Source organism: Commensalibacter sp. M0268 (assembly GCF_016101925.1).
Classification (GTDB): domain Bacteria; phylum Pseudomonadota; class Alphaproteobacteria; order Acetobacterales; family Acetobacteraceae; genus Commensalibacter; species Commensalibacter melissae.
On sequence record NZ_JACFPQ010000003.1, the window covers coordinates 252059 to 274191 of the forward strand.

The window sequence follows — 22133 nt, forward strand, 5'->3', positions numbered from 1 at the left end:
TGAAAATAAAATCAAAACCGGTTTAATCTGGTATAATAGATTGTGAGGTTAAAATGGATACGTCTGTTGCTCGTCCTGAATTGTTATTGGTTGCTGATGCTGTTGCACGTGAAAAAGCCATTAGCCGGGAAGAGATTCTCGAAGCGATGGAACAGGCCATTCAAAAGGCTGGACGCGCTAAATATGGTCATGAAAAAGACATTCGTGCGATAATTGATCGTAAGACGGGAGAGGTGCGCCTTTCCCGATGGACAGAAGTCGTGGAGGAAGTTGAAAATGAGGCTTCACAAATTCCATATAAAATTGCGCTCAAGATACAGCCTGATATTAAGATTGGTGAATATCTTATTGATCCATTGCCACCCATAGATTTTGGCCGTATCGCTGCACAGACTGCAAAGCAGGTTATCGTGCAACGTGTTCGTGAATGTGAACGGAATCGTCAATATGAGGATTTCAAGGACCGTATTGGTGAAATTGTGAATGGAACAGTGAAACGAACTGAATATGGCAATCTGTTGGTGGAAATTGGCTGTGTCGAAGCTTTGTTAAGGCGTGATGAATTGATTCCAAGAGAAAACTTTCGGAATTCAGAGCGTGTAAGAGCCTATATTTGTGATGTTCGTAAGGAGCCACGTGGTCCACAGATCTTTTTATCTAGGACGCACCCCGCATTTTTGGCGAAATTGTTTGCACAGGAAGTGCCTGAAATCTATGATGGTATTATCGAGATTAAGGCAGTCGCCAGAGATCCGGGTTCCCGAGCGAAAATGGCTGTTATTTCAAAAGACAGTACCATTGATCCTGTTGGTGCTTGTGTTGGGGTCAGGGGGTCTCGTGTACAAGCTGTAGTACAGGAATTGCAAGGGGAAAAAATTGATATCATTCCTTGGAGCGGTCAGGCAGCCACCTTTGTCGTGAATGCCTTGGCACCGGCGGAAGTTACAAAAGTTGTCATGGATGAGGAAGCTGGGCGTGTGGAGGTTGTGGTTCCAGATGATCAATTGAGTTTAGCTATTGGACGTCGTGGACAAAATGTTCGTTTGGCCAGTCAATTGACACGATGGGACATTGATATTCTGACCGAAACAGAAGAATCAGATCGTAGACAAGAAGAATTCCGTCGCAGATCCGCTATTTTTGCCGAAGAGCTGGATGTTGATGATGTGATTGCCGGCCTGTTGGTTACAGAAGGTTTTCATACTATTGAGGAGCTTGCTTTTGCCGATCCCCAGGAATTGGCTGAAATTGAAGGTTTTGATGCAAATATCGCGCAAGAGCTTGTCCAGAGGGCAGAAGAATGTTTGGAAAAACAACATCGTTCTCTGGATGAGAAAAGGCAGGCTCTTGGGGTTTCGGATGAGCTTGTGGAACTTGATTGCTTTACACCACAAATGTTGATCTTATTGGGTGAAAAAGGGGTGAAAACGCTTGATGATTTAGCTGACCTTGCCAGTGATGAACTGATCGAGATTCTTGGTGCAGATGCAATTGATGAAGAAACAGCCAATGCAATTATTATGCAGGCCAGAGAACATTGGTTTGAAGAAGAGGGAAGCGAGGAAAGTCAAGATAAAGAATAAAATTTGATAATGATATTTAAATGATTAGGCTTCATGGGAGGCCTAATCATTTTGATTTATTATTTTCTTTTAATTTTGAATAGTTTACGCTAATGAATAAAAGGCCTGATAGCTCGGCGAATCGTCAACGTTTCTGTGTGGTTACAAGGGAAAGAGATGATCCTGAAAATTTAATTCGTTTTGTTTTGTCGCCAGATGGATATATTGTTCCAGATTTGACAGAACGGCTTCCTGGAAGAGGGATGTGGTTGAAAGCCGATAAAAATATCATACATAAGGCGATAGAAATGCGTTCGTTCTCACGTGCAATGCAATGTCAGGTTACGGTTCCGGAAAATTTGGTGTCAATAATTAGGGATGGTTTGCGGAATAAAATTAAGGATACATTTGGTTTTGCGAGACGTGCTGGACAGATTACGTACGGTTTTGTAAAAGTAAGAGAAAAGATTTCTCAGAATATTGCTGGATTGATTATACAGGCTATAGATGGTAGTGAAGAAGAAAAAAAGCGTATATTATCAGGAACGGGTCTTTTACCTGTCATGGCAGTTTTTACGGCAAAAGAATTAGGAATGATTTTTGGTCGAGAATATATAGTTCATGCAGCAATTTACAAGGGACCGTTTGTAAAACAAATTCTTTTTGATAATAAACGGTTATCAGGAATAATAAATTAGGGTATAAATCGATGGAATAAGTCAACCCATCGAAAATGGATTTAAGAACAGGCAGGTATATGAGCGAAGGCAACGATCAAGAACAAGGACAGGGTAAAAAACGTTTATCTTTACGTTCATCAGTAAAAAGGGACGTGGGGCAGATTGTCGATGCCGGATCTATTAGGCAAAGTTTTAGCCATGGACGCAGCAAGGTTGTCCAGGTTGAAGTACGTAAAAAGCGTAGTGCGCCTGGCAGTAAGGAAAAACAGGTTAATAGTGTCCGTAAACCTGCGGCAAAAAAAGCATCTGCTGGTTCGAGTAAACGCTCCTTGACAGCTGCAGAATTAGCCATCAGACAGCGTGTTCTGGAAGAACAAAAGCTTGAACAGCAGCGTAAAAATCTTGAACGTCAAGAACAGGAAAAAATATCTATTCTTTCAGAAGCGGAGAGATTACGTAAAAAACAGGAAGAAGAGAAAGTTCTAGCCAAGGCTCAGGCAGAGGCTGAAAAGGCTGCGCAGGAAGAAGGCAAAGAAACTGTTGAGCAGGGAAAAATTGCTGTATCTGAGACAGAAGAAGAATCTAAAAAAACTATAAAATCCAAAAAAACGAAAACTGCATCTGAACCTCCATTACGTCGGGTCAAGGTTTCCAAGGTTCCTATTCCTGGTGAAATTACCTTGGCACCAGAACCTGTTCCTGTGGAACCTTTGGCAAAAAGGGCTATTTTGCCTGAAAAACCTGTGGTGAGTGAGTCTGTTAAGAATGGAGAATCCGTTTCTGGTAAAACCTCAGTAAAAAATTCAAGTGAATCTGTTCTTAATGTCAAAACATCTGAAAAAGACGGAAAAATAAATAAGAAATCTGTTGAATCTTCACGCAGGATTAATGTTCAGGATGATATGGATTCTGATGAAGGGGAAGGTCGTCGTGGTTCATCCCGTCGTGGAAGCGGTGTAAATCGTAAAAGCAGTAGTCGAAACAAGGGGGATGGTCGACGTTCTGGTAAAATAGATATTCAGGCAGCGATTGAGGGCGAGGATGATAATAAAGTTCGTTCATTGGCTTCGGTACGTCGTCAAAGAGAACGTGAACGCCGTCAAGCAGAGTTGGAGAAATTACGTACGGATCAGGTAAAGGTTGTTCGTGATGTCACTCTTCCAGAAACAATTACCGTACAAGAACTTGCCAATCGTATGGCGACACGCCAAGGAGTCGTTATTAAAGCCCTGATGAAAATGGGTGTGATGGCAACAGTTAATCAGTCATTGGATGCAGACACGGCCGAATTGATTATCGAGGAATTTGGTCATCGTGTGCATAGGGTTGCCGATAGTGATGTTGAACTTGGTATTGAAGGTGTAGAGGATAAGGATGAGGATAAATTGCCTCGTCCACCTGTTGTAGCGGTGATGGGACATGTTGATCATGGTAAAACCTCTTTGCTGGATGCTCTGCGGACAACGGATATTGCGCATAAGGAGGCTGGTGGGATTACCCAGCATATTGGCGCCTATCAGGTTAGAATGCAGTCAGGTGCTAAAATCACCTTTTTAGATACGCCTGGTCATGAGGCATTCACGGCGATGCGTTCCAGGGGAGCGTCAGTGACAGATATCGTGGTGCTTGTTGTTGCTGCGGATGATGGGGTCATGCCTCAGACAATTGAGGCAATTAAACATGCTAAAGCTGCAAATGTTCCAATTATTGTCGCCATTAATAAATGTGATTTACCTGGAGCCAATCCTGACCGTGTAAGACAGGAGCTTTTGAATCATGAAATCGTCGTTGAGAAAATGGGGGGTGATACTCAGGATGTTGAAGTTTCGGCTAAAAAACATATCGGTTTGGACAAACTGGAAGAAGCAATCATTTTGCTGGCTGAATTGTTGGAATTAAAAGCAAACCCGAATAGAGTGGCAGAGGGTGCTGTTATTGAAAGCCGTTTGGACAAGGGACGTGGACCTGTTGCGACTTTATTGGTTCAGAAAGGAACCTTGAATAAAGGAGATGTTATTGTCGCTGGTTCTGAATGGGGTCGTGTTCGTGCGATGCTGGATGATAAAAGCAAGAATATGAAAAAAGCTGGACCTTCCACACCCGTAGAGCTTTTGGGTTTAACGGGTGTACCTCGTGCTGGTGAGCCTTTTGTTGTTGTGGATAATGAAAGTAAAGCTCGTGAAATTTCTGAATTTAGGCAACGTAAGGCTCGTGAAAAACAGGCGGCGGTTAGAATGGCTGCACGTGGAACCTTGGATCAGATGCTTGCGCGTATTCAAGCAAATGAGCAAAAAGAAATTGCTGTCTTAATCAAGGCTGATGTTCAGGGATCTGCTGAGGCTATTCAGGCAACAGTTCAGAAACTTGAACATGAGGAAATTAAAGTTCGCGTTTTATCCGCAACAGTTGGTCAGATTACGGAAAGTGATGTTCAACTTGCCAAAGCATCACAGGCTATCATTATCGCCTTTAATGTAAGGGCAACAACGCAGGCTAGAGAACTTGCACAGCATGAAGGTGTTGATATTCATTATTATTCAATTATTTATCAGGTGGTTGATGATATTGAACAGATTATTAAAGGACGTATTGCACCAAAACAGCGTGAGAAATTCTTGGGTTATGCAGAAATTCGTAAAGTCTTTACCATCAGTAAAACTGGTAAGGTTGCAGGATGTTACGTAACACAGGGTGTGGTTCGTCGAGGTTGCGGTGTTCGGTTGTTGCGTGACAATGTTGTTATTCATCAGGGTAATTTAAGCCAGCTTAAACGTTTCAAGGATGATGTCAAAGAAGTGGCACATGATTATGAATGTGGACTTTCTTTTGCAGGATACAATGACTTGCGAGAGGGAGACGTTGTTGAATGTTATGAAATTGAAACAGTACAGGCTTGATGGATAAATTTATAGTAACTGGGAAGGATTTTTTGAAAAAGGATTCAAAAGGCCCTTCTCAACGGCAATTGCGCGTTGCTGAAGAAATCAGGCATATTTTGGCAGATTTATTCATCCGGATTGAATTTCGTGTGCATGAACTTCAGGGACAGAAATTTACAGTAACGGAAGTGCGCATGACGCCTGATTTGCGTCATGCAATTGTATATATTTCTCACTTAGGGAAAAGTGATGTAGGGGATTTTTTACCTGCGTTAAAACGAGTTGCACCTTATTTGAGAAACCAGCTGTCACAAAAAATTAGACTTAAATTTTTACCTGATTTGAGATTTCAGCCTGATACAACTTTGGACTATGCAGCTAAGATTGATGCAGTGCTGAATAGTCCGGAAGTTTTGAGAGACCTTGAAAAAGAAAATCAATAATCAAGTTAGTACAAAGGATTTTTACTGATTTGATTAACCAGTTGGATTAATAGAGCCTGTTCTATTTTGATTACATCACTGTCAGAAGCAATGGAACCCGATGCAAAAAAGGTTCCTTTTTGTTTGTTGATGGGTAGATGTTCATTTCTGGGAATAATGGACCAATCAGCTTCCAAGATTGCTGAGCCATTTTGATTCCCCAGATTTTGTACATCCAAGTGGCTGATATTGATCAGGATCTGACTTGTTGGCATACCAACCTGTCTTTGATTGGTTATGAATAGAGTTGGATTTTTTACGGATAGCAAATGTGTAACATAATCGGTTACGGCAACGGATAAAACGCTACTCATTCTTCCGTTGACACTATGATGAAGATTGCTGTTTTCTCGGGTAACAATATCGGTTGTGTCAAGGTAATCCGGTACTGTGATCGGTGTAATGATAATAGTGGGGGAAGTTTCAGAATATTGTGTAATTTTGTTTGTCGACTGATTTATAATATTTTCATTGAAAGTGTAATATTTAAGAGGGGGAGCACTGCATCCCCCGAGAATAAATAAGGTACTTAATGAGGATAAAGCGATGAATTTATTCATTGTTTTCGACCAATCAGTAATAATTTAGGATTACGTTCTATTTCCCGCGAAAATCCTCGAAGTGAAGTGGAAGCATCAGCAAGGTTCTTCAGGATAATTTCAAGATTGTTTCGTGAAGGTGAACGGGATGAGGTAAGCGTTTTCACATTATCAATCATTTCTGATGCTGATGACACGGCTTTGTTTGAATTGTTTAATAGAATGTGAAGCTCTTTTCCGCGTGAACGAAGTTGGACATCTCCATCAACAAGCAATTTATTAAAGTTCTTCAATAAACCCTCTATGTTTTTGTTGATATGAGTCACCAGAATATTTGTACTATCTGATGTTTTCTTGACGCTATTAATAAGATCAGGAGTTTGTTTGTTTAAAGTTTCGGCAAGTTGTCCTATTTTTTGTGCAGTGTCATTTAGGTTTCTGGAAAGTTGTTCAAGTTGTAGATTCATTAATTCGGATTTGATTTTTTGAAACGTAGAGGGACGGGAAGGTATTTCTGTAAGATTTTTTGCAATCACAGGATGAAAGTGAGGGGCATTCTGCAAATCAAAATCAAGAAAAATATTGGACGTACCGGTAACAAAACTTTCTGTGCTAATTTCTGCACAAAGTCCATTTTCTATCATTTTTTCCAATAGTTTTTTAAAATTATTATATTTATATCCTATGCGGATTTTTCTGGGATCAATATTGATTACTACAGGGATATAGGCTTTGTGACTGCCTTGATCGAATTGGAGATTAATGGAATCAACGGTTCCTACCTGTACTCCTCTAAACGTAACAGGCGCTCCAATGGATAATCCTGATATTGAGCTTGGAAAAACGATTATGGCATGCTCTTTTTTTGAAAAAAGATTAAAATTACTGAAAAAAATAACAGCACAAAGAGCAAGAATTATTCCTCCCAATACAAAAGCCCCGATTGTGGTTTGTTTATTAATGGTCATCTTTGTTCTTCTTTCTCTTCTGCATTTTCATAACGTTGTCTATGCATAAAATCGTATACCAATTGACAGGATGGATGATCGTGCATTTCTTGTGGTGAACCATGGGCAAGGGGTGTCTTTGATTCCGCGTCAAGGAATATACCATCATCTGCAATTGTAAATAAACTTGATAATTCGTGACTGACTATGATGATTGTGGTTCCCAATCCATTTCGTAAGGTGAGAATTAAATCATCAAGTCTCTTAGAAGTGATGGGATCAAGTCCGGCTGAGGGTTCATCAAAAAATAGGATTTCTGGATCAAGGGCAAGAGCTCTAGCCAAGCCACACCGTTTTCTCATTCCTCCGCTTAATTCAGAGGGATACAGGTTAATGGCATATTCCATTCCAACTAGCCCCAGTTTTAATTCTACCAATCGATGAATCATTTCTGGAGAAAGGTTGGTAAAAAGTTGCAATGGAAGTGCAACATTTTCACCTACTGTCATAGAGCTCCATAGAGCAGCATTTTGAAACAAAATACCAAAATTATGCGCGATTTTTATGCGATGTTTTCTCGAAACTCTCCAGTAATTTTCATTCTTGACAAGATAATCACCCGCTATTGGTTCTAAAAGCCCTATCATGGATTTAAGAAGTGTACTTTTTCCACATCCACTACCACCCATTAGGGCAAAAATGCTGCCTTGCTTAACGTCAAAATTAATGTTTTTCTGGATAACCTTTGTACCGTAACCAATGGTGAGATTTTTAACGGATAGAAGTATATTGCTGGATTGGTTACTCATTATTTATATTCCAATCATGTCAGCAATAACGGCAAATATGGCATCAATAGCGATCACCCCTACAATGCCAGTAACCACAGCTTTGGTCGCAGCCAAGCCGACATCAACCGCACTTCGTCCTGATTTTAACCCGATGTAACAGCTGCTTACCCCTATAAATATTGCAAATGAAACGGTTTTGAGACCACCAAACACAAATTGGTTGAAAGCAACCGCTCCGAAACTTTGTTGTAAAAATCCTATGATTGAAACTTTTAACATGAAAATGGAAACAATCAATCCGCCAAGAATTCCCATAAAACAGCCATAAAGATATAAAATCGGCATGGTGATTACAAGTGAGAGCATTGATGGAAGAATAAGATATTCCATAATGGAAACACCCATGACTTTTAACGCATCGATTTCCTCATTGCCCTGCATTGTTGAAATACGGGCTGCATAGGCCCCACCTGTTCGGCCTGAAATAACAATAGCACTCATGACGGCAGCCATTTCCCGAACAGTTGCAATGCTGACCAAGTTTGCCACATAAGCGTCAGCTGCAAACCTGCGTAATTGTACTGCACCGACAAAACCAAGAATTGCCCCGACTAGAAAATTAACAACACTGATGATTAAGAGGGCAGACGGACCAGCGTTCTGGACATCAGAAATCAAATCCACAATTCGCATGTAAGAACGGCCGGTGAGGGATTTTAAAATACCAATAATAACTTCCCTAAGCATCTGGACAGTTATGCCAAGATTGGTCAGTCCGTTGATAGTCCATTCACCAATCATATATAACGGACGAAAGGGAGATGAATGTTTAACAGGTGCCTCATCTTTGCTTTCGTGCAAGAGGGAAAGAAGTTCTTGTGCGGAAGCAGGCAGATCCTTGTCAAAGAATTTTATGGAATGTTTGGTGGCCTGACATTTGATATCCCAAAGAAAGACAATCAATCCACTATCCCAGTTTTTAAGATTTCTAGCATCAAAATAAAGCGTTTGATGAGCAGGGATCCTTTCTAGATTTTTTGGAGAAAATCGGGGAATGTTATTGTTTTTTGCTAACCATTGCCCACTTAAGGAAATAATATAATGATTTTCTTGCTGCTCTAGTTTCCACTGAGGCTGCTGATCTGAATTTATATCGCTCATGCTTTGTCTGAATAATGTTGAATAATTTTATTTCATAAAATTATACTAAAAAGGTAAATATATAAAACATTATATACTTATATGAAATGTAGGTGAATTTATTATCATTTTAATTTTTTATATAATATGGTTTTTTTTGTAAAAAGTAACTATGTAAAAAAGAGAAGTATTGGTAATATAAAAGTTACTTTTCAGAGAATTAGGATTTTTGATTGATTGATGCATACAAAACGTAAACAGAAGTTGGATGGATGGCTTCTTGTTGATAAACCATTAAATGTGACATCTGCTTACGTTGTAAATAGGGTGAAATATGTTTTTAATGCCTGTAAGGTAGGGCATAGTGGTACCTTGGATCCATTGGCGACAGGGTTGTTACCCATCGCTTTTGGCCAGGCAACCAAAACAATCCCTTACATTATGGATAAGACAAAAGTTTATCATTTTGAACTTACTTTTGGAGAATCTCGTACAACGGATGATGCTGAAGGTGAGGTTCTTGACCATTCAGAGTTCAGACCGGGTGATGAACAAATCAATAAGGCTTTACAGTCCTTTCAAGGAGAAATATATCAGGTACCTCCTATTTACTCAGCGGTAAAGGTGCAAGGTAGACGTTCTTATGACTTAGCACGTCAAGGGGAAAAACCTCAACTAAAAGAACGGTTGGCACGTATTGATTCTTTTCGAATGATAGAACGGATTGATAAAGATCGTGCAAAGTTTGAAGTTGTTTCTGGTAAAGGCGTTTATATGCGTTCTTTAGCCAGGGATTTGGCGGTTGCCTGTAATACAGTTGGTTATGTTTCTGAATTACGCCGCCTTCGCGTGGGTCCATTTGATATTGCAAATGCTTTTTTACTGGACAAACTCGTTGAAAATGGCAAAAAAGGAATTGTTTCTTTAGATATGCTTCTTCCCGTTCAAACTGCGCTGGACGACATCCCGGCTCTAGCTATGACTGAAGAGGAGGCTGAATTCCTGAATTTTGGCAAATCTATTGATCTGACCGATATACGGAATCGTTTTGCACTGGATGTGAATTCATATGATGGCATTGTTCGTGCAATGAAAAAGGAGCATTTTATAGGATTGTGTCATTTAAACAATAAATGGCTGCGTCCTGTTCGTATTTTTAATATTTAAATTGATGAAAGGATATACGATGTCGATTACACCGGATCGTCGTACCCAGCTAATTAAAGAATACCAAACCAAAGAAAATGATACAGGGTCTCCTGAGGTTCAGATTGCTTTGTTAACAGAAAGAATTAATAATTTAACTGAACATATGAAAGAACACGCCAAGGATTTTCATTCCCGGCGTGGGTTATTGAAATTGGTTGGTCAACGTCGTCGTTTGCTGGCTTACATCAGTCGGGTTAATAAAAGCCGTTATGAAAACCTGATCAAGCGTCTAGGTTTGCGTCGTTAAAAAATAAAGACTGGTTTATCTATTAAACCAGTCTTTATTTTATAAATTAAGAATATTGAGTATATTATAATCAAAACAGGAAAGTTTTTTGAAATCCAGCTTTACAGCGTTTCAGGCCACATGGTGTGAAAATAACAAAATATAAATGCTCCATGCCGTCCGAAACGCTGTTATTTACAGCATTGAATGTAATGATGGTTAAAAAATTTTCTTGCGTATAACTTCATAGGATAAAAAATGTTTAAATATTATCGTAAGGAAATTGAATGGGGGGGACGTCCTCTTATTCTGGAAACAGGTAAAATAGCGCGTCAGGCAGATGGTGCAGTGATGGCTACTTATGGCGGGACTACAGTATTATGTACAGCTGTTGGAAATAAGAAAGCCAATCCAGATCAGGATTTCTTTCCATTAACCGTGCATTATCAGGAAAAGGCTTTCGCAGTTGGAAAAATTCCTGGCGGTTTTTTCAAACGTGAGGGGCGCGCTTCTGAAATCGAGACATTGATCTCTCGGCTTATTGATCGGCCTATTCGTCCATTATTTCCTGATAATTTTTGTAATGAAGTGCAGGTTATAGCGACTGTTTTAAGTCATGATATGGAAAATGATCCTGCCATTGTTGCCATGATTGGCTGTTCTGCAGCGCTGACCCTGTCCGGTATTCCTTTCTTTGGACCGATTGCGGGTTGCCGGGTTGGATATATTGATAATGAATATGTTCTAAATCCGGTTTTGGCGGAAATGGATCAAACCAAATTGGATTTGGTTGTGGCGGGTACTTCCGAAGGGGTTCTGATGGTTGAATCCGAAGCCCAGGAATTAAGTGAAGAAGCAATGTTGGGGGCTGTTAATTTTGGTCACGAGGCCTGTCAGCCTGTTATTGATGCAATTATCGCTTTGGCCGAGCATGCTGCCCGTCAACCTTGGGAATTGTCTGAACCTACTGCAGAAGAGAAGAAATTAAAAACTCGTATTGACAAGATTGGACGCAAACCTTTGGCGGAAGCCTATAAGGAAAAGGAAAAGCAAAAACGTTACACTTTACTGGATGCGGCACGTGCCAAAATTATTGATAAGCTTGTTGAGGAAGAATTTGATACAGCCAAGGCGGGTTCCTTGATTGATAAATTGGAAGCCGATATTGTTCGTAATTCAGTGTTAAAGACAGGATTGCGGATTGACGGACGTGATTTAACCACGATTCGACCCATTATCAGTGAGGTTGGTGTTTTACCTAGAACACACGGATCCGCTCTTTTTACCCGGGGTGAAACGCAAGCTCTGGTTGTGACAACTTTAGGTACAACTCAAGATGAACAGGTTGTGGATGCGTTAGAAGGGGAATATCGTTCTAATTTCATGTTGCATTATAATTTTCCTCCTTATTCTGTGGGGGAATGTGGACGGTTGGGTTCACCTGGGCGTCGTGAAATTGGTCATGGAAAACTGGCATGGAGAGCTATTCATCCTCTGTTGCCAAGCAAGGAAAAATTTCCATATACCATGCGTGTAGTTTCTGAAATTACGGAAAGTAACGGTTCGTCCTCTATGGCTACGGTTTGTGGAACCTCTTTATCCCTGATGGATGCAGGTGTGCCACTGGAACGTCCTGTAGCGGGAATTGCCATGGGATTGATCAAGGAGAAAAAGGGTGTTGCTGTATTGAGTGATATCCTTGGTGATGAAGATCATCTGGGAGATATGGATTTTAAAGTTGCTGGTACTGAAGTTGGTGTCACCGCTTTACAAATGGATATTAAAATTACATCCATTACACCAGCAATTATGGAACAGGCCTTGGAACAGGCTCGTGAAGGAAGAATTCATATTTTGGGTGAAATGGCAAAAGCCTTGACAGAAAGCCGTAATGACATTGCAGAGAATGCACCACATGTAATCATTATGAATGTGCCCAAGGAAAAGATCAGGGATATTATTGGATCTGGCGGTAAAACAATTCGTGAAATTGTTGAATATGCAGGTTGTAAAATTGATATTGATGATGATGGTACAATACAAATTGCTGTTACATCGAATGAACAGGCGGAAAAAGCCAAGGAGCGTATCAATGCAATCATTGCTGAACCAGATGTTGGTCGCATTTATACAGGAAAAGTTGTAAAGGTTGCCGATTTCGGAGCATTTGTCAATTTTATGGGGGCTCGTGACGGGCTGGTTCATATTTCTGAATTATCAGCCGGGCGTGTCGGTCGTACAAGTGACGTTGTCAAAATGGGGGATACTGTCAAGGTAAAGGTTGTAGGTTTTGATGATCGAGGAAAAATCAAGCTTTCCATGCGTGAGGTAGATCAGGAAACAGGTGCTGACATCAGTGAAGCCGTTGGAGTCAAAAACAGCTCATCATCTCGTAATCGCAATGATAACCAGTCCAAACGCTCATAGGTTTTTATGTGTATCATTTTTTCAATAAAAAGATGATTCTTGATTTTTTTATTGGAATAAATATAAGTGGGCTATTCAAAGTTTTTTTTGGTTTAGATTGTTTAGTCCACTGCATATAGAGCAGGAGTAATAATGAAAGCAGTTAATTCAATTCGTATGGGAAATAAAGAAGTCCTCCCTTTGATTGAAGGGGGTAAAGGGGTTTCTGTTTCTACAGGAGTATCTGCTGGTCATTGGTCTGCTGCGGGTGGAATTGGAACCATTTCCATTGTAAATGCTGATAGTTATGATGAAAATGGCAATGTTATTCCCCAGATCTATCATGCAAAAACACGGCGTGAACGACATGAAGAACTCATTCAATATGCAATTAAGGGCGGAATAACCCAAATAAGGGTTGCCCGTGATATTGCGGGGCCAAAAGTGCCTCTTCATGTCAATATTATGTGGGAAATGGCAGCAAGTGAACTGATTGCATCTCAGGTTTTGGAACAATCAAAAGGTTTGATTAATGGTGTTACCTGTGGAGCGGGAATGCCCTATCGTTTATCAGAAATTGCTGCAAAACATGCATTATATTACTATCCCATTGTTTCCTCTGGACGTGCTTTCAATGCGTTATGGCGTCGATCTTATAGAAAAACGCCAGAATGGCTTGGTGGGGTGGTTTATGAAGATCCATGGAGGGCTGGGGGGCATAATGGGTTATCAAATAGTGAAAATCCATTAGAACCGCAGGATCCTTTTCCACGCGTTGTAGAGTTGAGAAGAGTCATGCGCCAATATGGACTGGATCATGTTCCAATCATTATGGCAGGTAATGTCTGGTGGCTTTCTGAATGGGAAGATTGGATTGATAATCCAGATTTGGGTATGATTGCATTTCAGTTCGGTACAAGACCTTTATTAACGAGGGAAAGCCAAATCCCTCAAGCTTGGAAAGATCGTTTGCGGACATTGAAAAAAGGTGATGTATATCTTAATCATTTTTCTCCTACAGGTTTTTATTCATCGGCAGTTCAAAATAGTTTTCTTAATGAATTGAGGGAACGGTCTCAAAGGCAAGTTCCTTTTTCAAGGGAAGCTACAGAAATGATGAATGTTCCATATGAATATGGGGTTAGAAAACGTTTGATTTATGTTACCCAGACGAGTTTTGAAAATATTAAGAAATGGGAAAGCGAGGGATTTACTCAGCCTCTCCGGACTCCAGATCATACATTCATTTTTGTAACTCCTGAAAAAGCAGGAGAGATACAACAGGATCAGAATAACTGCATGGGATGCCTGTCAATGTGCCAGTTTTCAAATTGGTCACAGGTTGGTCCCAGTTATACGACAGGAAATCGACCCGATCCCCGCTCTTTTTGTATCCAGAAAACATTACAGGCAATAGCTCATGCAAATGGTCCTGACGCAAAGGAGGTGGTTGATCATAATTTGATGTTTAGTGGAACCACAGGGTGGCGATTTGGATCTGACCCATTTTATGATAATGGGTTTATTCCAACAGTTAAACAGTTGGTTGATCGAATTATAACCGGATATTAATGATAAATTTATCCAGTATCGAATGTTAAATTCTAAATTACTGTTCAAATAATTTAGAATTTTTTGGATTAAACTAGTTTTTAAAAAACTATTGAATATTTGTTAAAATATTATCTGGCAATTTGCGATAACAAATTATTGGTACAGACTTCTGCATCAAATAAAGCTGTCGAATTAACAAAAGGTCTTGGTAAAATATAAGTATAAAATTTACTGCCTTCAGTGGGAACTCCTAGAGCATAAATAGACTTGATTATCTGATTGTTTTGATTGATCAAATTGAAGTTTGCATTGACATTAAATTCTCCTAGAGCATAATTGCCAATATGGAATTGACAGCCTATATTGTTTTTCAGGATATTTTGAAAAAGAATGTCTTTGCTTTCCTTTGCAATGGGTGCATTGACCATGGCAACAATATAATAATCAGCACGAATGACTTCGTTAAATTGTGTTGTTAGGTAAAAGCTTTCCTTTTTTTCTTCTACTTTAACATTCGGCCCCAAATCTATGCGCAATATGTTGGCCTTGATTAAAGCGATCATTTGCTGAATTCTCTCAAGGGGTGGACCAACACAAATTCGGATCATGATAGGTTTAAATACTTCATTGAACCATATAGCACTTTTTTCCGACAGGCCACAATGGTCAACGGTTAATCTGATCCAATCACGTACATCCCTTAAAATATCAGTGCTTGCCTTGGTGGGATTGTCTATATTGCCCTGTAAAGCGTTATGTATATCTTCCTGTAAATAGTTTAAAAGCCAGTCATGAAATTCTTCTTGACTTTTGAAGGAAGTATGGGCAAGCGGATCGCTAATTTTTTCCCATGAGAATCTTTCTTTTTCATCGGGAATATAGGCTTTTACAATCGCGTTTCTTTGTGATTTGTTTCTTAGATAGTCATTAAGGAAATTATAAGCCTTGATTATGTCCTGATTCTTGAGATAGGTAAAACTGTAAACACATTCCATTTCTTCAATCAATAACGGGAGATAATCCTTTTCAAAATCAATTTTTTTATTGTTTTTTAACTCAATTATTTTTTCTTTGGTAAAAATTTGGGGCTTGTATTGTTCTCTTAATTCTTTTTGCGTTCTCCCCCGTGCATTCAAGGGCAATCCTGATCTGGAAAAGGCTATAATTTTAGGTTCCTTTCCAGAGGGTTGATAGATTAGGTGATCTTTTTCCTTAATGAATTTCCCCCCTCTGTCTTCAGTCAATTTGGAAATAACGTCAAATGTGGTCAAGCCAAGTCCCTGTATTGCAACGGTTTCTTTATTCGTAATGATATGGTCTAATTTTTCCAAAGGATATGCATATATTTTTTTCTTATTTGGAAATTCGCAATTTTGGGTATCGTGACCGGTGGTTATACAAATAATATCAGATGAGTAAGTATTATTTTTCGTAACGATACTCCATTTTTTTTTATCACTTCCGGAAATGTTTATAACTTTTTCCTGTATTTTGATGATCTGAAGGTTTTGTACCTTGATAGAACATAAATAATTAAAGACCCAGCATAGATATTCGCCAAGATCCTTTCGTGAATAATAGTTTAAAGGGTTGATTGTTTTATTTTGTGATTTATATTTGATTTTTAACCATTCATAAAAGGTTGGTCCCCGGATTGCATATTTGTAGTTTTTAACCGTATCATCAGGGAAAACAGTAATCTGACTGCAAATAGTGTTAACCAATAAATTTTCTGATTGATTGATATCATGACAACCGGCACCATAATCTTTATTTTCGTTAAATAGTTGTAAAATAATCTGCCTATCTTTTAGTTTCTCATCCCAAATACAATGGGATATAATTCTTTCAAGTACGTTGAGGCCTCTTGATCCCAATCCTATTATAGATATCTTAATTTTATTATAATCATTATTCATAATTTTTTCTTCTATTAATATATTAATATTTTTAAATAAAATTAATGCATTATTAATATAATTATAATTATATAATAAATAACACATTGAAACGAAATATAATACAAATTAAAATAACTAATAAAGTTATAATTTAATTGGTTTTATTAAGAAGTATATTATTAGTATTTAAGTGTATAAAAAATGTTACGAAAATTTTTGAATATTCAATATCCTATTTTTCTTGCACCAATGGCGGGTATATCAACACCAAAACTGGCAGCTGAGGTTTCAAATTCTGGTGGATTGGGATCGTTGGGACTGGGATCCTGCAATCATGTAGAGGCGAAAAAGCAAATTGAACAGCTGAAACAGCTGACCTCCTTACCTTTTCAGGTCAATTTTTTCTGTCATCAACCAGAGAAATCAGACGCTACACTTGAAAATCAGTGGGTTCAATATTGCTGTTCAAAATTTGGCAGGATAGATCTGATGAATAATTTTAGTCAGGCTTTTTTCTGTCTTTATTCCAGTTTTTTAGAGAATGACAATTTTCTGGATTTAATAATTCAAGAAAAAGTTCCCGCTGTTAGTTTTCATTTTGGAATTCCAAGCAAAAGTCAAATTCACAGATTGAAACAAGCCAATATTGTTACGATGGCTTCTGCGACAAATTTGATAGAGGCTTCATACATAGCAAGGTCTGGTATAGATATAATAATAGCGCAGGGTATAGAAGCGGGTGGTCATCGGGGTGTTTTTAATCCAAATATTGATTCGGCGATACCAACACTAGAACTGGTTTTTCTGATTAAAAATAATTTATCAATACCAGTTGTGGCTGCCGGTGGTATTATGGATGCACGAGATATTCATGATTGTCTTAGAGTGGGGGCAAATGGTGTTCAGTTAGGAACGGCATTCGTCCAATGCAGTTCGTCAAAAGCGAGTGAAACCTATAGACAATCATTATTTAATTCTAAAGTTACGCAAATTACTGCGACCATTTCTGGTCGACCTGCCAGAGGGTTGGTCAATGATTGGCATTTAAAAATTGATTCACCAGATCGGCCTTTAACACCACCTTATCCTTATACTTATTATTTTGCCAAGAAAATTTACGAATATACTAGACAACCTCAGTATGCCGCATTTTGGGCAGGATCAAAGGTTTCAAAAATTAAAAAAATGGAAGCGCCAGATCTAATGAAGTCTTTTATTGAAGATGTTGATTTTTGATCTTAATCATTATTTAGAGTATGAAGATAGAGTTAAATTAAATAGCAATATTTTTTACTATAATTTGTAGAAAATAAAATGCATATTTGCTGAATTGTAAAAATTGAACGTATTTTAAGATACATTCAATTTAACCTGTTTTGAATATCGTTTTTATATTATTCTACTGTTTTAAAGCTTTATTACCGATATCCGTGCGCCAGATACCATCTTTCCAGTTAATTTTGTTAACGGCATTATATGCGGTTGTCTGTGCTTGTTTGAGTGTTTTATCAAAAGCGGCAACGCATAAGACACGACCTCCTGCTGCACAAAGTTCTTGTTGAGCGTTATAATTGGTTCCAGCATGAAAGACTTTTACATGGGGTAGGGATTCAGCTTGGTCAATATTTTGGATAATTCCGCCTACAACTGGTGTTCCCGGATATCCTTTTGCCGCCATAACAATACAAATCCCTGCTTGATCAGAGAATTTGATTTCTGATTTTTTTAATTTTCCCTGACTGAGATTATAGAGAATATCTAACAAATCTGTTTCCAGTCGAGGAAGCAGAACTTCCGCTTCCGGGTCTCCAAAACGAACATTATATTCAATTAGATAGGGCCCCTCATTTGTAATCATCAGTCCGGCAAAAATGATGCCACGGAAAGGAATTCCACGTTTTACCATTTCGCGCAGCATGGGTCTGACTGTTATATCCAACGCTTTCTCTTGGGCTGCGTGATCAAAAAAGGGTGGTGGGGATATTGCACCCATTCCGCCAGTATTGGGTCCCGTATCATTATCGCCAATGCGTTTGTGATCCTGAGCCGCCCCGATTAAAACCGCATGTTCTTCATCGCAAAAGGCAAATAGGGAAATTTCCTCTCCTGTCAGAAATTCCTCGATAACGATTTTATTGCCTGCTTCGCCAAAACGGTTATCTTGCAGGATTGTTTCGATCGCTTCTTCAGCTTCCTTAAAGGTATAGGCGATAATAACGCCTTTTCCTGCCGCCAAACCATCTGCCTTGATAACAATCGGAAAAGAATGGGTTTTCAAATAAGCAATCGCTTGTTCACTATCTGTAAACTCTTTCCATGCTGCAGTTGGGATTTGGGCGGCATCGCTGATCATTTTTGTGAAACTCTTGCTTCCCTCCAGCTGTGCAGCCGCTTGGCTGGGACCTGCACAGAGGATCCCGGCGTGCTGGCAAGCATCGGTTAATCCTTTAACCAAAGGTAATTCTGGTCCGGGAATAACAAGATCAATATGATTGTCTTGTGCAAATTTTACTAAATCGGTAATATTATCTACCTTAATGTTTATATTTTTACCATATTGTGCAGTACCTGGGTTTCCTGGTGCGATAAAAAGCTCGGTAAGATTGGGTGAGCAAGCAAGAGCCATGGCAAGGGCGTGTTCTCTTCCCCCAGAACCGACGAGTAAAACGCGCATAGAGATTTCCTTTACTGATGTTTCTTTTTTGGGATAAGGCTGTATCATATTTATGTCGATAGATGAGCAACTTTCTGATCGAATGACGGATAATATACCAGAATTTAGTGTAGGGGATATTTCTACAGCGATTAAGCGCGTTTTGGAAGGAAATTTTTCTCGGATTAAAGTGAGGGGGGAAATTACCGAGTTAAAACAGTATCCGTCTGGACATATTTATTTTTCCCTAAAAGATGAAAATGGAAAACTGACAGCAATTATCTGGCGGTTCAAGGCGGCAAAACTTACTATAAAACTCGAAAACGGTATTGAGGTTATTGCAACAGGCAAGATTTCTTCTTATGGGGAACGTTCATCATATCAGCTTATTGTCGATCAGATTGATTATGCCGGCGAAGGGACTTTATTGGCCTGTATCGAAAAATTAAGAAAGAAATTGGAAGCTGAAGGTTTATTTGACCAGAAAAAAAAGTGTCCTTTTCCTCTATTGCCAAAAGTAATAGGTGTGATTACATCCTCTAAAGGCGCGGTTTTGCACGATATTCGCACAACAATTCAACGACGTTTTCCCAGGGATATCCTGGTCTGGCCAGTGGCGGTTCAGGGAGAGGGGGCAAGTGAACAGATTGTCAGGGCTATTATTGGATTTAACGCTCTTTCTGTTAATGGTAAAATTCCACGTCCTGATATCTTGATTGTTGCACGAGGGGGTGGATCACTGGAAGATTTGATGGCCTTTAATGATGAGGCTGTTGTAAGGGCCGCAGCAGAGTCAAAAATTCCCCTGATCTCAGCAGTTGGACATGAAACAGATACAACCTTGATTGATTTCGCATCTGACCGTCGGGCCCCGACTCCAACTGCAGCTGCGGAAATGGCAGTTCCTTCGCAGGTTGATCTTGCTGCTGGAATAATGCAGCTGGTTACGCGTTTGAATAAAGCATTAATACAGATTATTCAATCTTATCAACTGCGTTTGAACAAGGCCATTACCAGACTGCCGGACGTTCCCACTCTATTGGCGCAAAACCGTATGCGCCTGGATGACCGTTCCTATCGTCTGGATTTGGCGCTTCCAGCATTGGTTCTGAAAAGGAGACATCAGCTTTCTTCCATTCAGGCTGTTGATCAATATCTTTTGGGACTGATTGATCGTTTCAAGAGACAACTGGCCTTTAATGAAAAACAATATGCAATTTCTTGGCTGCATTATATGCGTCAGCTGGAAAATAATTTACCCCTGTTCTCCATATCGAATGTACGTAATTTATTGAGAGAAAGGCAGCTGAAACTGGAAAGTGTCACGGCAAGATTGGAAGCCCTTTCCCCCAAGGCTGTATTGGCGCGGGGATATGTCTTGGTACAGAATAAGAAAGGTCAGGCTGTAACTGAAGCAAGAGGATTGAGGGCTGGATCTGATTTGATCTTAACTTTTTATGATGGGCAGAAAGACGTACGTGTTTTGAAGCGGCAGGAAAACTGTCAGGAAAGTTTTGATCTGTAAATTGATTAAACGGTTTATAATCAATCCTGTTGAATTATTCAATTTAATTAAATCGCAACCTGAATTATATAAATTGAGATGAATGTTGATTTATTGAAAAATTGAATTTTGAAATATTGTAAATTATTTTTTTGATCAGAATATTATATTGGTTGTTATGGTTACGGATCGTTATTGGGAAAACTTGTCAATTCAAGAAATGAACAAGGAGCAATGGGAGGCTTTATGTGACCGTTGCGGTCGGTGTTGCCTGCATAAATTGCGGGATGATGATACGAATGAAATTTATTATACAAATGTTGCCTGTTGGTTGCTGGATATAAAAACAGGACAATGTTTGGATTATTGTCATCGTAAAATCAGGATTCCGGACTGTATCCAATTGACCCGAAAGAATTTATCAAGGATTGACTGGCTGCCCTCCACCTGTGCATATCGTTTAATAGCGGAAGGCAAGACACTTTATCCTTGGCATTATTTGATTGCCGGTAATTTTGAAGCCATGCATAAAGCCGGTATTTCTGTGCGGGGAAAGGTTGTGAGTGAACATGATGCAGGGGAATTGGAGGATTATATAGTGGAATGGATTGATTGAAAAACATAATGAGCGGTTTTCTTTCTTCATTGTAGGCTGTATATTTACTTGTATTGGAGAATTTTACATGGATTTGAAATCTTTTATAAAATAATTAATTTTTTTTAAATTTACTCTTTGACCTTTTCGTTCTTCATGCTATTAATCCTTTTACAAAATATGGGCGAGCTTGGCGGAATGGTAGACGCTCAAGACTTAAAATCTTGTGTCCGTTTTGGACGTGTGGGTTCAAGTCCCACAGTTCGCACCACCTGAATAATTTATTGATTTTTCCCTTTTTTTAAAATTTTAGAAATTTAATTAAAATAATACAATAATTTTTTGTTACGTTTTATATATAATTTGAAATTAATGTTAACTGAAAACGGGGAAAAGGATGGAACAATTAAATCAATTAATTGAATCTTTTCTAAGTCATTATAAACAAAAACGTGTTTTTTTTAATGAGCTTGCCCGATTAGCAGCTAAACAATGTGAAAAAGCATTAAAGAGTGATGGTATCAAAGCCATTGTTACATATCGTGCAAAAACATCTGAGCGATTAAAAGAAAAAATTATTCAACGCTGCAAAGAGAAACGTTACCAAAATGAAGAAGCTATTAGTAAAGATATTATTGATTTGTCTGGTGTTCGAATAGCACTATATTATCCTGCAGATCGTATGAGAGTGAGTCAGTTAATTGAGAAGAATTTTAAGATTATTAAAGATAAAAAATTTCCTAATGAAGTAAAACTGGTCAACAATAGATTTGATGGTTATCATGCAGATCATTATCGTGTTGAAATCAGATCTGACACTTTAGAAGAGAATAAAGAATATTCTGATCATATTGTTGAGATTCAAGTTGCTTCAGTATTAATGCATGCTTGGTCAGAGGTTAATCATGATCTAGGCTATAAGCAATTTAATGGTGAATTGTCTCAACAAGAAAAATCAATCCTGGATGTATTGAATGGGTTGGTACTAGTAGGAGAGGGATTGCTTGAACAATTGCAAACTGCTTTTCAAAATCGTGTTTCATATCAAAAATAGCCTTTTATTAA

Annotated in this window: 18 protein-coding genes and 1 tRNA gene; 13 read left to right on the forward strand and 6 right to left on the reverse strand. The window is 38.8% G+C overall.

Going from position 1 to position 22133, the window contains the following annotated elements; genetic code table 11:
• The first annotated feature begins 53 nt into the window (after positions 1-53).
• The 4 genes from nusA to rbfA all read left to right on the forward strand — a co-directional run bounded on the left by nusA (position 54) and on the right by rbfA (position 5564).
• Positions 54-1583: a transcription termination factor NusA gene (gene nusA / locus H3R28_RS06695; protein WP_198210332.1), complete on the forward strand. Its 1530-nt coding sequence runs from the start codon at positions 54-56 to the stop codon at positions 1581-1583.
• A gap of 92 nt (positions 1584-1675) precedes the next feature.
• On the forward strand, positions 1676-2260 hold the full coding sequence (locus tag H3R28_RS06700) for an RNA-binding protein (protein ID WP_198210334.1): 585 nt from the start codon (positions 1676-1678) through the stop codon (positions 2258-2260).
• Positions 2261-2319: 59 nt separating this feature from the next.
• Positions 2320-5139, forward strand: a complete 2820-nt coding sequence (infB, locus tag H3R28_RS06705; protein ID WP_198210336.1) for a translation initiation factor IF-2 — start codon at positions 2320-2322, stop codon at positions 5137-5139.
• The gene (rbfA, locus tag H3R28_RS06710) at positions 5139-5564 is read left to right on the forward strand and encodes a 30S ribosome-binding factor RbfA (RefSeq protein WP_198210338.1); all 426 of its coding nucleotides are present in this window, start codon (positions 5139-5141) and stop codon (positions 5562-5564) included. The genes infB and rbfA overlap by 1 nt, the downstream gene beginning before the upstream one ends.
• 5 nt (positions 5565-5569) lie before the next feature.
• Here rbfA and H3R28_RS06715 read toward each other — a convergent pair whose 3' ends face one another.
• From H3R28_RS06715 to H3R28_RS06730, 4 genes are read right to left on the reverse strand one after another with little or no spacing between them, the layout of a single operon-like run.
• Positions 5570-6163 carry a membrane integrity-associated transporter subunit PqiC gene (locus tag H3R28_RS06715; protein ID WP_155569680.1) on the reverse strand — a complete coding sequence of 198 codons (594 nt, stop codon included), beginning with the start codon at positions 6161-6163 and terminating at the stop codon, positions 5570-5572.
• A complete protein-coding gene (locus H3R28_RS06720; RefSeq protein WP_198210341.1) occupies positions 6160-7110 on the reverse strand; it encodes an MlaD family protein in 951 nt (316 codons plus the stop codon). Before H3R28_RS06720 ends, H3R28_RS06715 begins: the two co-directional genes overlap by 4 nt.
• The gene (locus H3R28_RS06725; RefSeq protein WP_122124115.1) at positions 7107-7898 is read right to left on the reverse strand and encodes an ABC transporter ATP-binding protein; all 792 of its coding nucleotides are present in this window, start codon (positions 7896-7898) and stop codon (positions 7107-7109) included. The genes H3R28_RS06720 and H3R28_RS06725 overlap by 4 nt, the downstream gene beginning before the upstream one ends.
• A gap of 3 nt (positions 7899-7901) precedes the next feature.
• Positions 7902-9041 (reverse strand): ABC transporter permease, encoded by a 1140-nt coding sequence (locus H3R28_RS06730; RefSeq protein WP_198210342.1) that lies wholly within the window; start codon positions 9039-9041, stop codon positions 7902-7904.
• A gap of 219 nt (positions 9042-9260) precedes the next feature.
• On the opposite strand from H3R28_RS06730, the gene truB reads away from it, so the two are divergent.
• The 4 genes from truB (at position 9261) to H3R28_RS06750 (ending at position 14433) form a co-directional block, all read left to right on the forward strand.
• The gene (gene truB / locus H3R28_RS06735) at positions 9261-10187 is read left to right on the forward strand and encodes a tRNA pseudouridine(55) synthase TruB (protein ID WP_198210344.1); all 927 of its coding nucleotides are present in this window, start codon (positions 9261-9263) and stop codon (positions 10185-10187) included.
• A gap of 19 nt (positions 10188-10206) precedes the next feature.
• Positions 10207-10476: a 30S ribosomal protein S15 gene (gene rpsO / locus H3R28_RS06740; protein WP_110439101.1), complete on the forward strand. Its 270-nt coding sequence runs from the start codon at positions 10207-10209 to the stop codon at positions 10474-10476.
• A 237-nt stretch (positions 10477-10713) separates the two neighbouring features.
• Entirely contained in the window at positions 10714-12882 is a 2169-nt protein-coding gene (gene pnp / locus H3R28_RS06745; protein WP_198210346.1) for a polyribonucleotide nucleotidyltransferase, read from the forward strand.
• Positions 12883-13014: 132 nt separating this feature from the next.
• Positions 13015-14433 carry a nitronate monooxygenase family protein gene (locus H3R28_RS06750; protein ID WP_155568576.1) on the forward strand — a complete coding sequence of 473 codons (1419 nt, stop codon included), beginning with the start codon at positions 13015-13017 and terminating at the stop codon, positions 14431-14433.
• Positions 14434-14543: 110 nt separating this feature from the next.
• Here the strand turns inward: H3R28_RS06750 and H3R28_RS06755 are convergent, their stop codons facing one another.
• Positions 14544-16334, reverse strand: coding sequence for an FAD/NAD(P)-binding protein (locus tag H3R28_RS06755; RefSeq protein WP_198210348.1), 1791 nt, complete (start codon positions 16332-16334; stop codon positions 14544-14546).
• A gap of 183 nt (positions 16335-16517) precedes the next feature.
• On the opposite strand from H3R28_RS06755, the gene H3R28_RS06760 reads away from it, so the two are divergent.
• Positions 16518-17552: a nitronate monooxygenase family protein gene (locus tag H3R28_RS06760; RefSeq protein ID WP_198210351.1), complete on the forward strand. Its 1035-nt coding sequence runs from the start codon at positions 16518-16520 to the stop codon at positions 17550-17552.
• Between the two features lie 163 nt (positions 17553-17715).
• Here H3R28_RS06760 and purD read toward each other — a convergent pair whose 3' ends face one another.
• Positions 17716-18990 carry a phosphoribosylamine--glycine ligase gene (gene purD / locus H3R28_RS06765; protein ID WP_198210353.1) on the reverse strand — a complete coding sequence of 425 codons (1275 nt, stop codon included), beginning with the start codon at positions 18988-18990 and terminating at the stop codon, positions 17716-17718.
• A gap of 52 nt (positions 18991-19042) precedes the next feature.
• On the opposite strand from purD, the gene xseA reads away from it, so the two are divergent.
• The 4 genes from xseA (at position 19043) to H3R28_RS06785 (ending at position 22122) form a co-directional block, all read left to right on the forward strand.
• The gene (xseA, locus tag H3R28_RS06770) at positions 19043-20494 is read left to right on the forward strand and encodes an exodeoxyribonuclease VII large subunit (protein ID WP_198210355.1); all 1452 of its coding nucleotides are present in this window, start codon (positions 19043-19045) and stop codon (positions 20492-20494) included.
• A 157-nt stretch (positions 20495-20651) separates the two neighbouring features.
• A complete protein-coding gene (locus H3R28_RS06775) occupies positions 20652-21089 on the forward strand; it encodes a YcgN family cysteine cluster protein (protein WP_198210357.1) in 438 nt (145 codons plus the stop codon).
• Positions 21090-21252: 163 nt separating this feature from the next.
• A tRNA-Leu gene (locus H3R28_RS06780) sits at positions 21253-21339 on the forward strand.
• A gap of 126 nt (positions 21340-21465) precedes the next feature.
• The gene (locus H3R28_RS06785) at positions 21466-22122 is read left to right on the forward strand and encodes a RelA/SpoT domain-containing protein (RefSeq protein WP_198210359.1); all 657 of its coding nucleotides are present in this window, start codon (positions 21466-21468) and stop codon (positions 22120-22122) included.
• Positions 22123-22133: the final 11 nt, after the last annotated feature.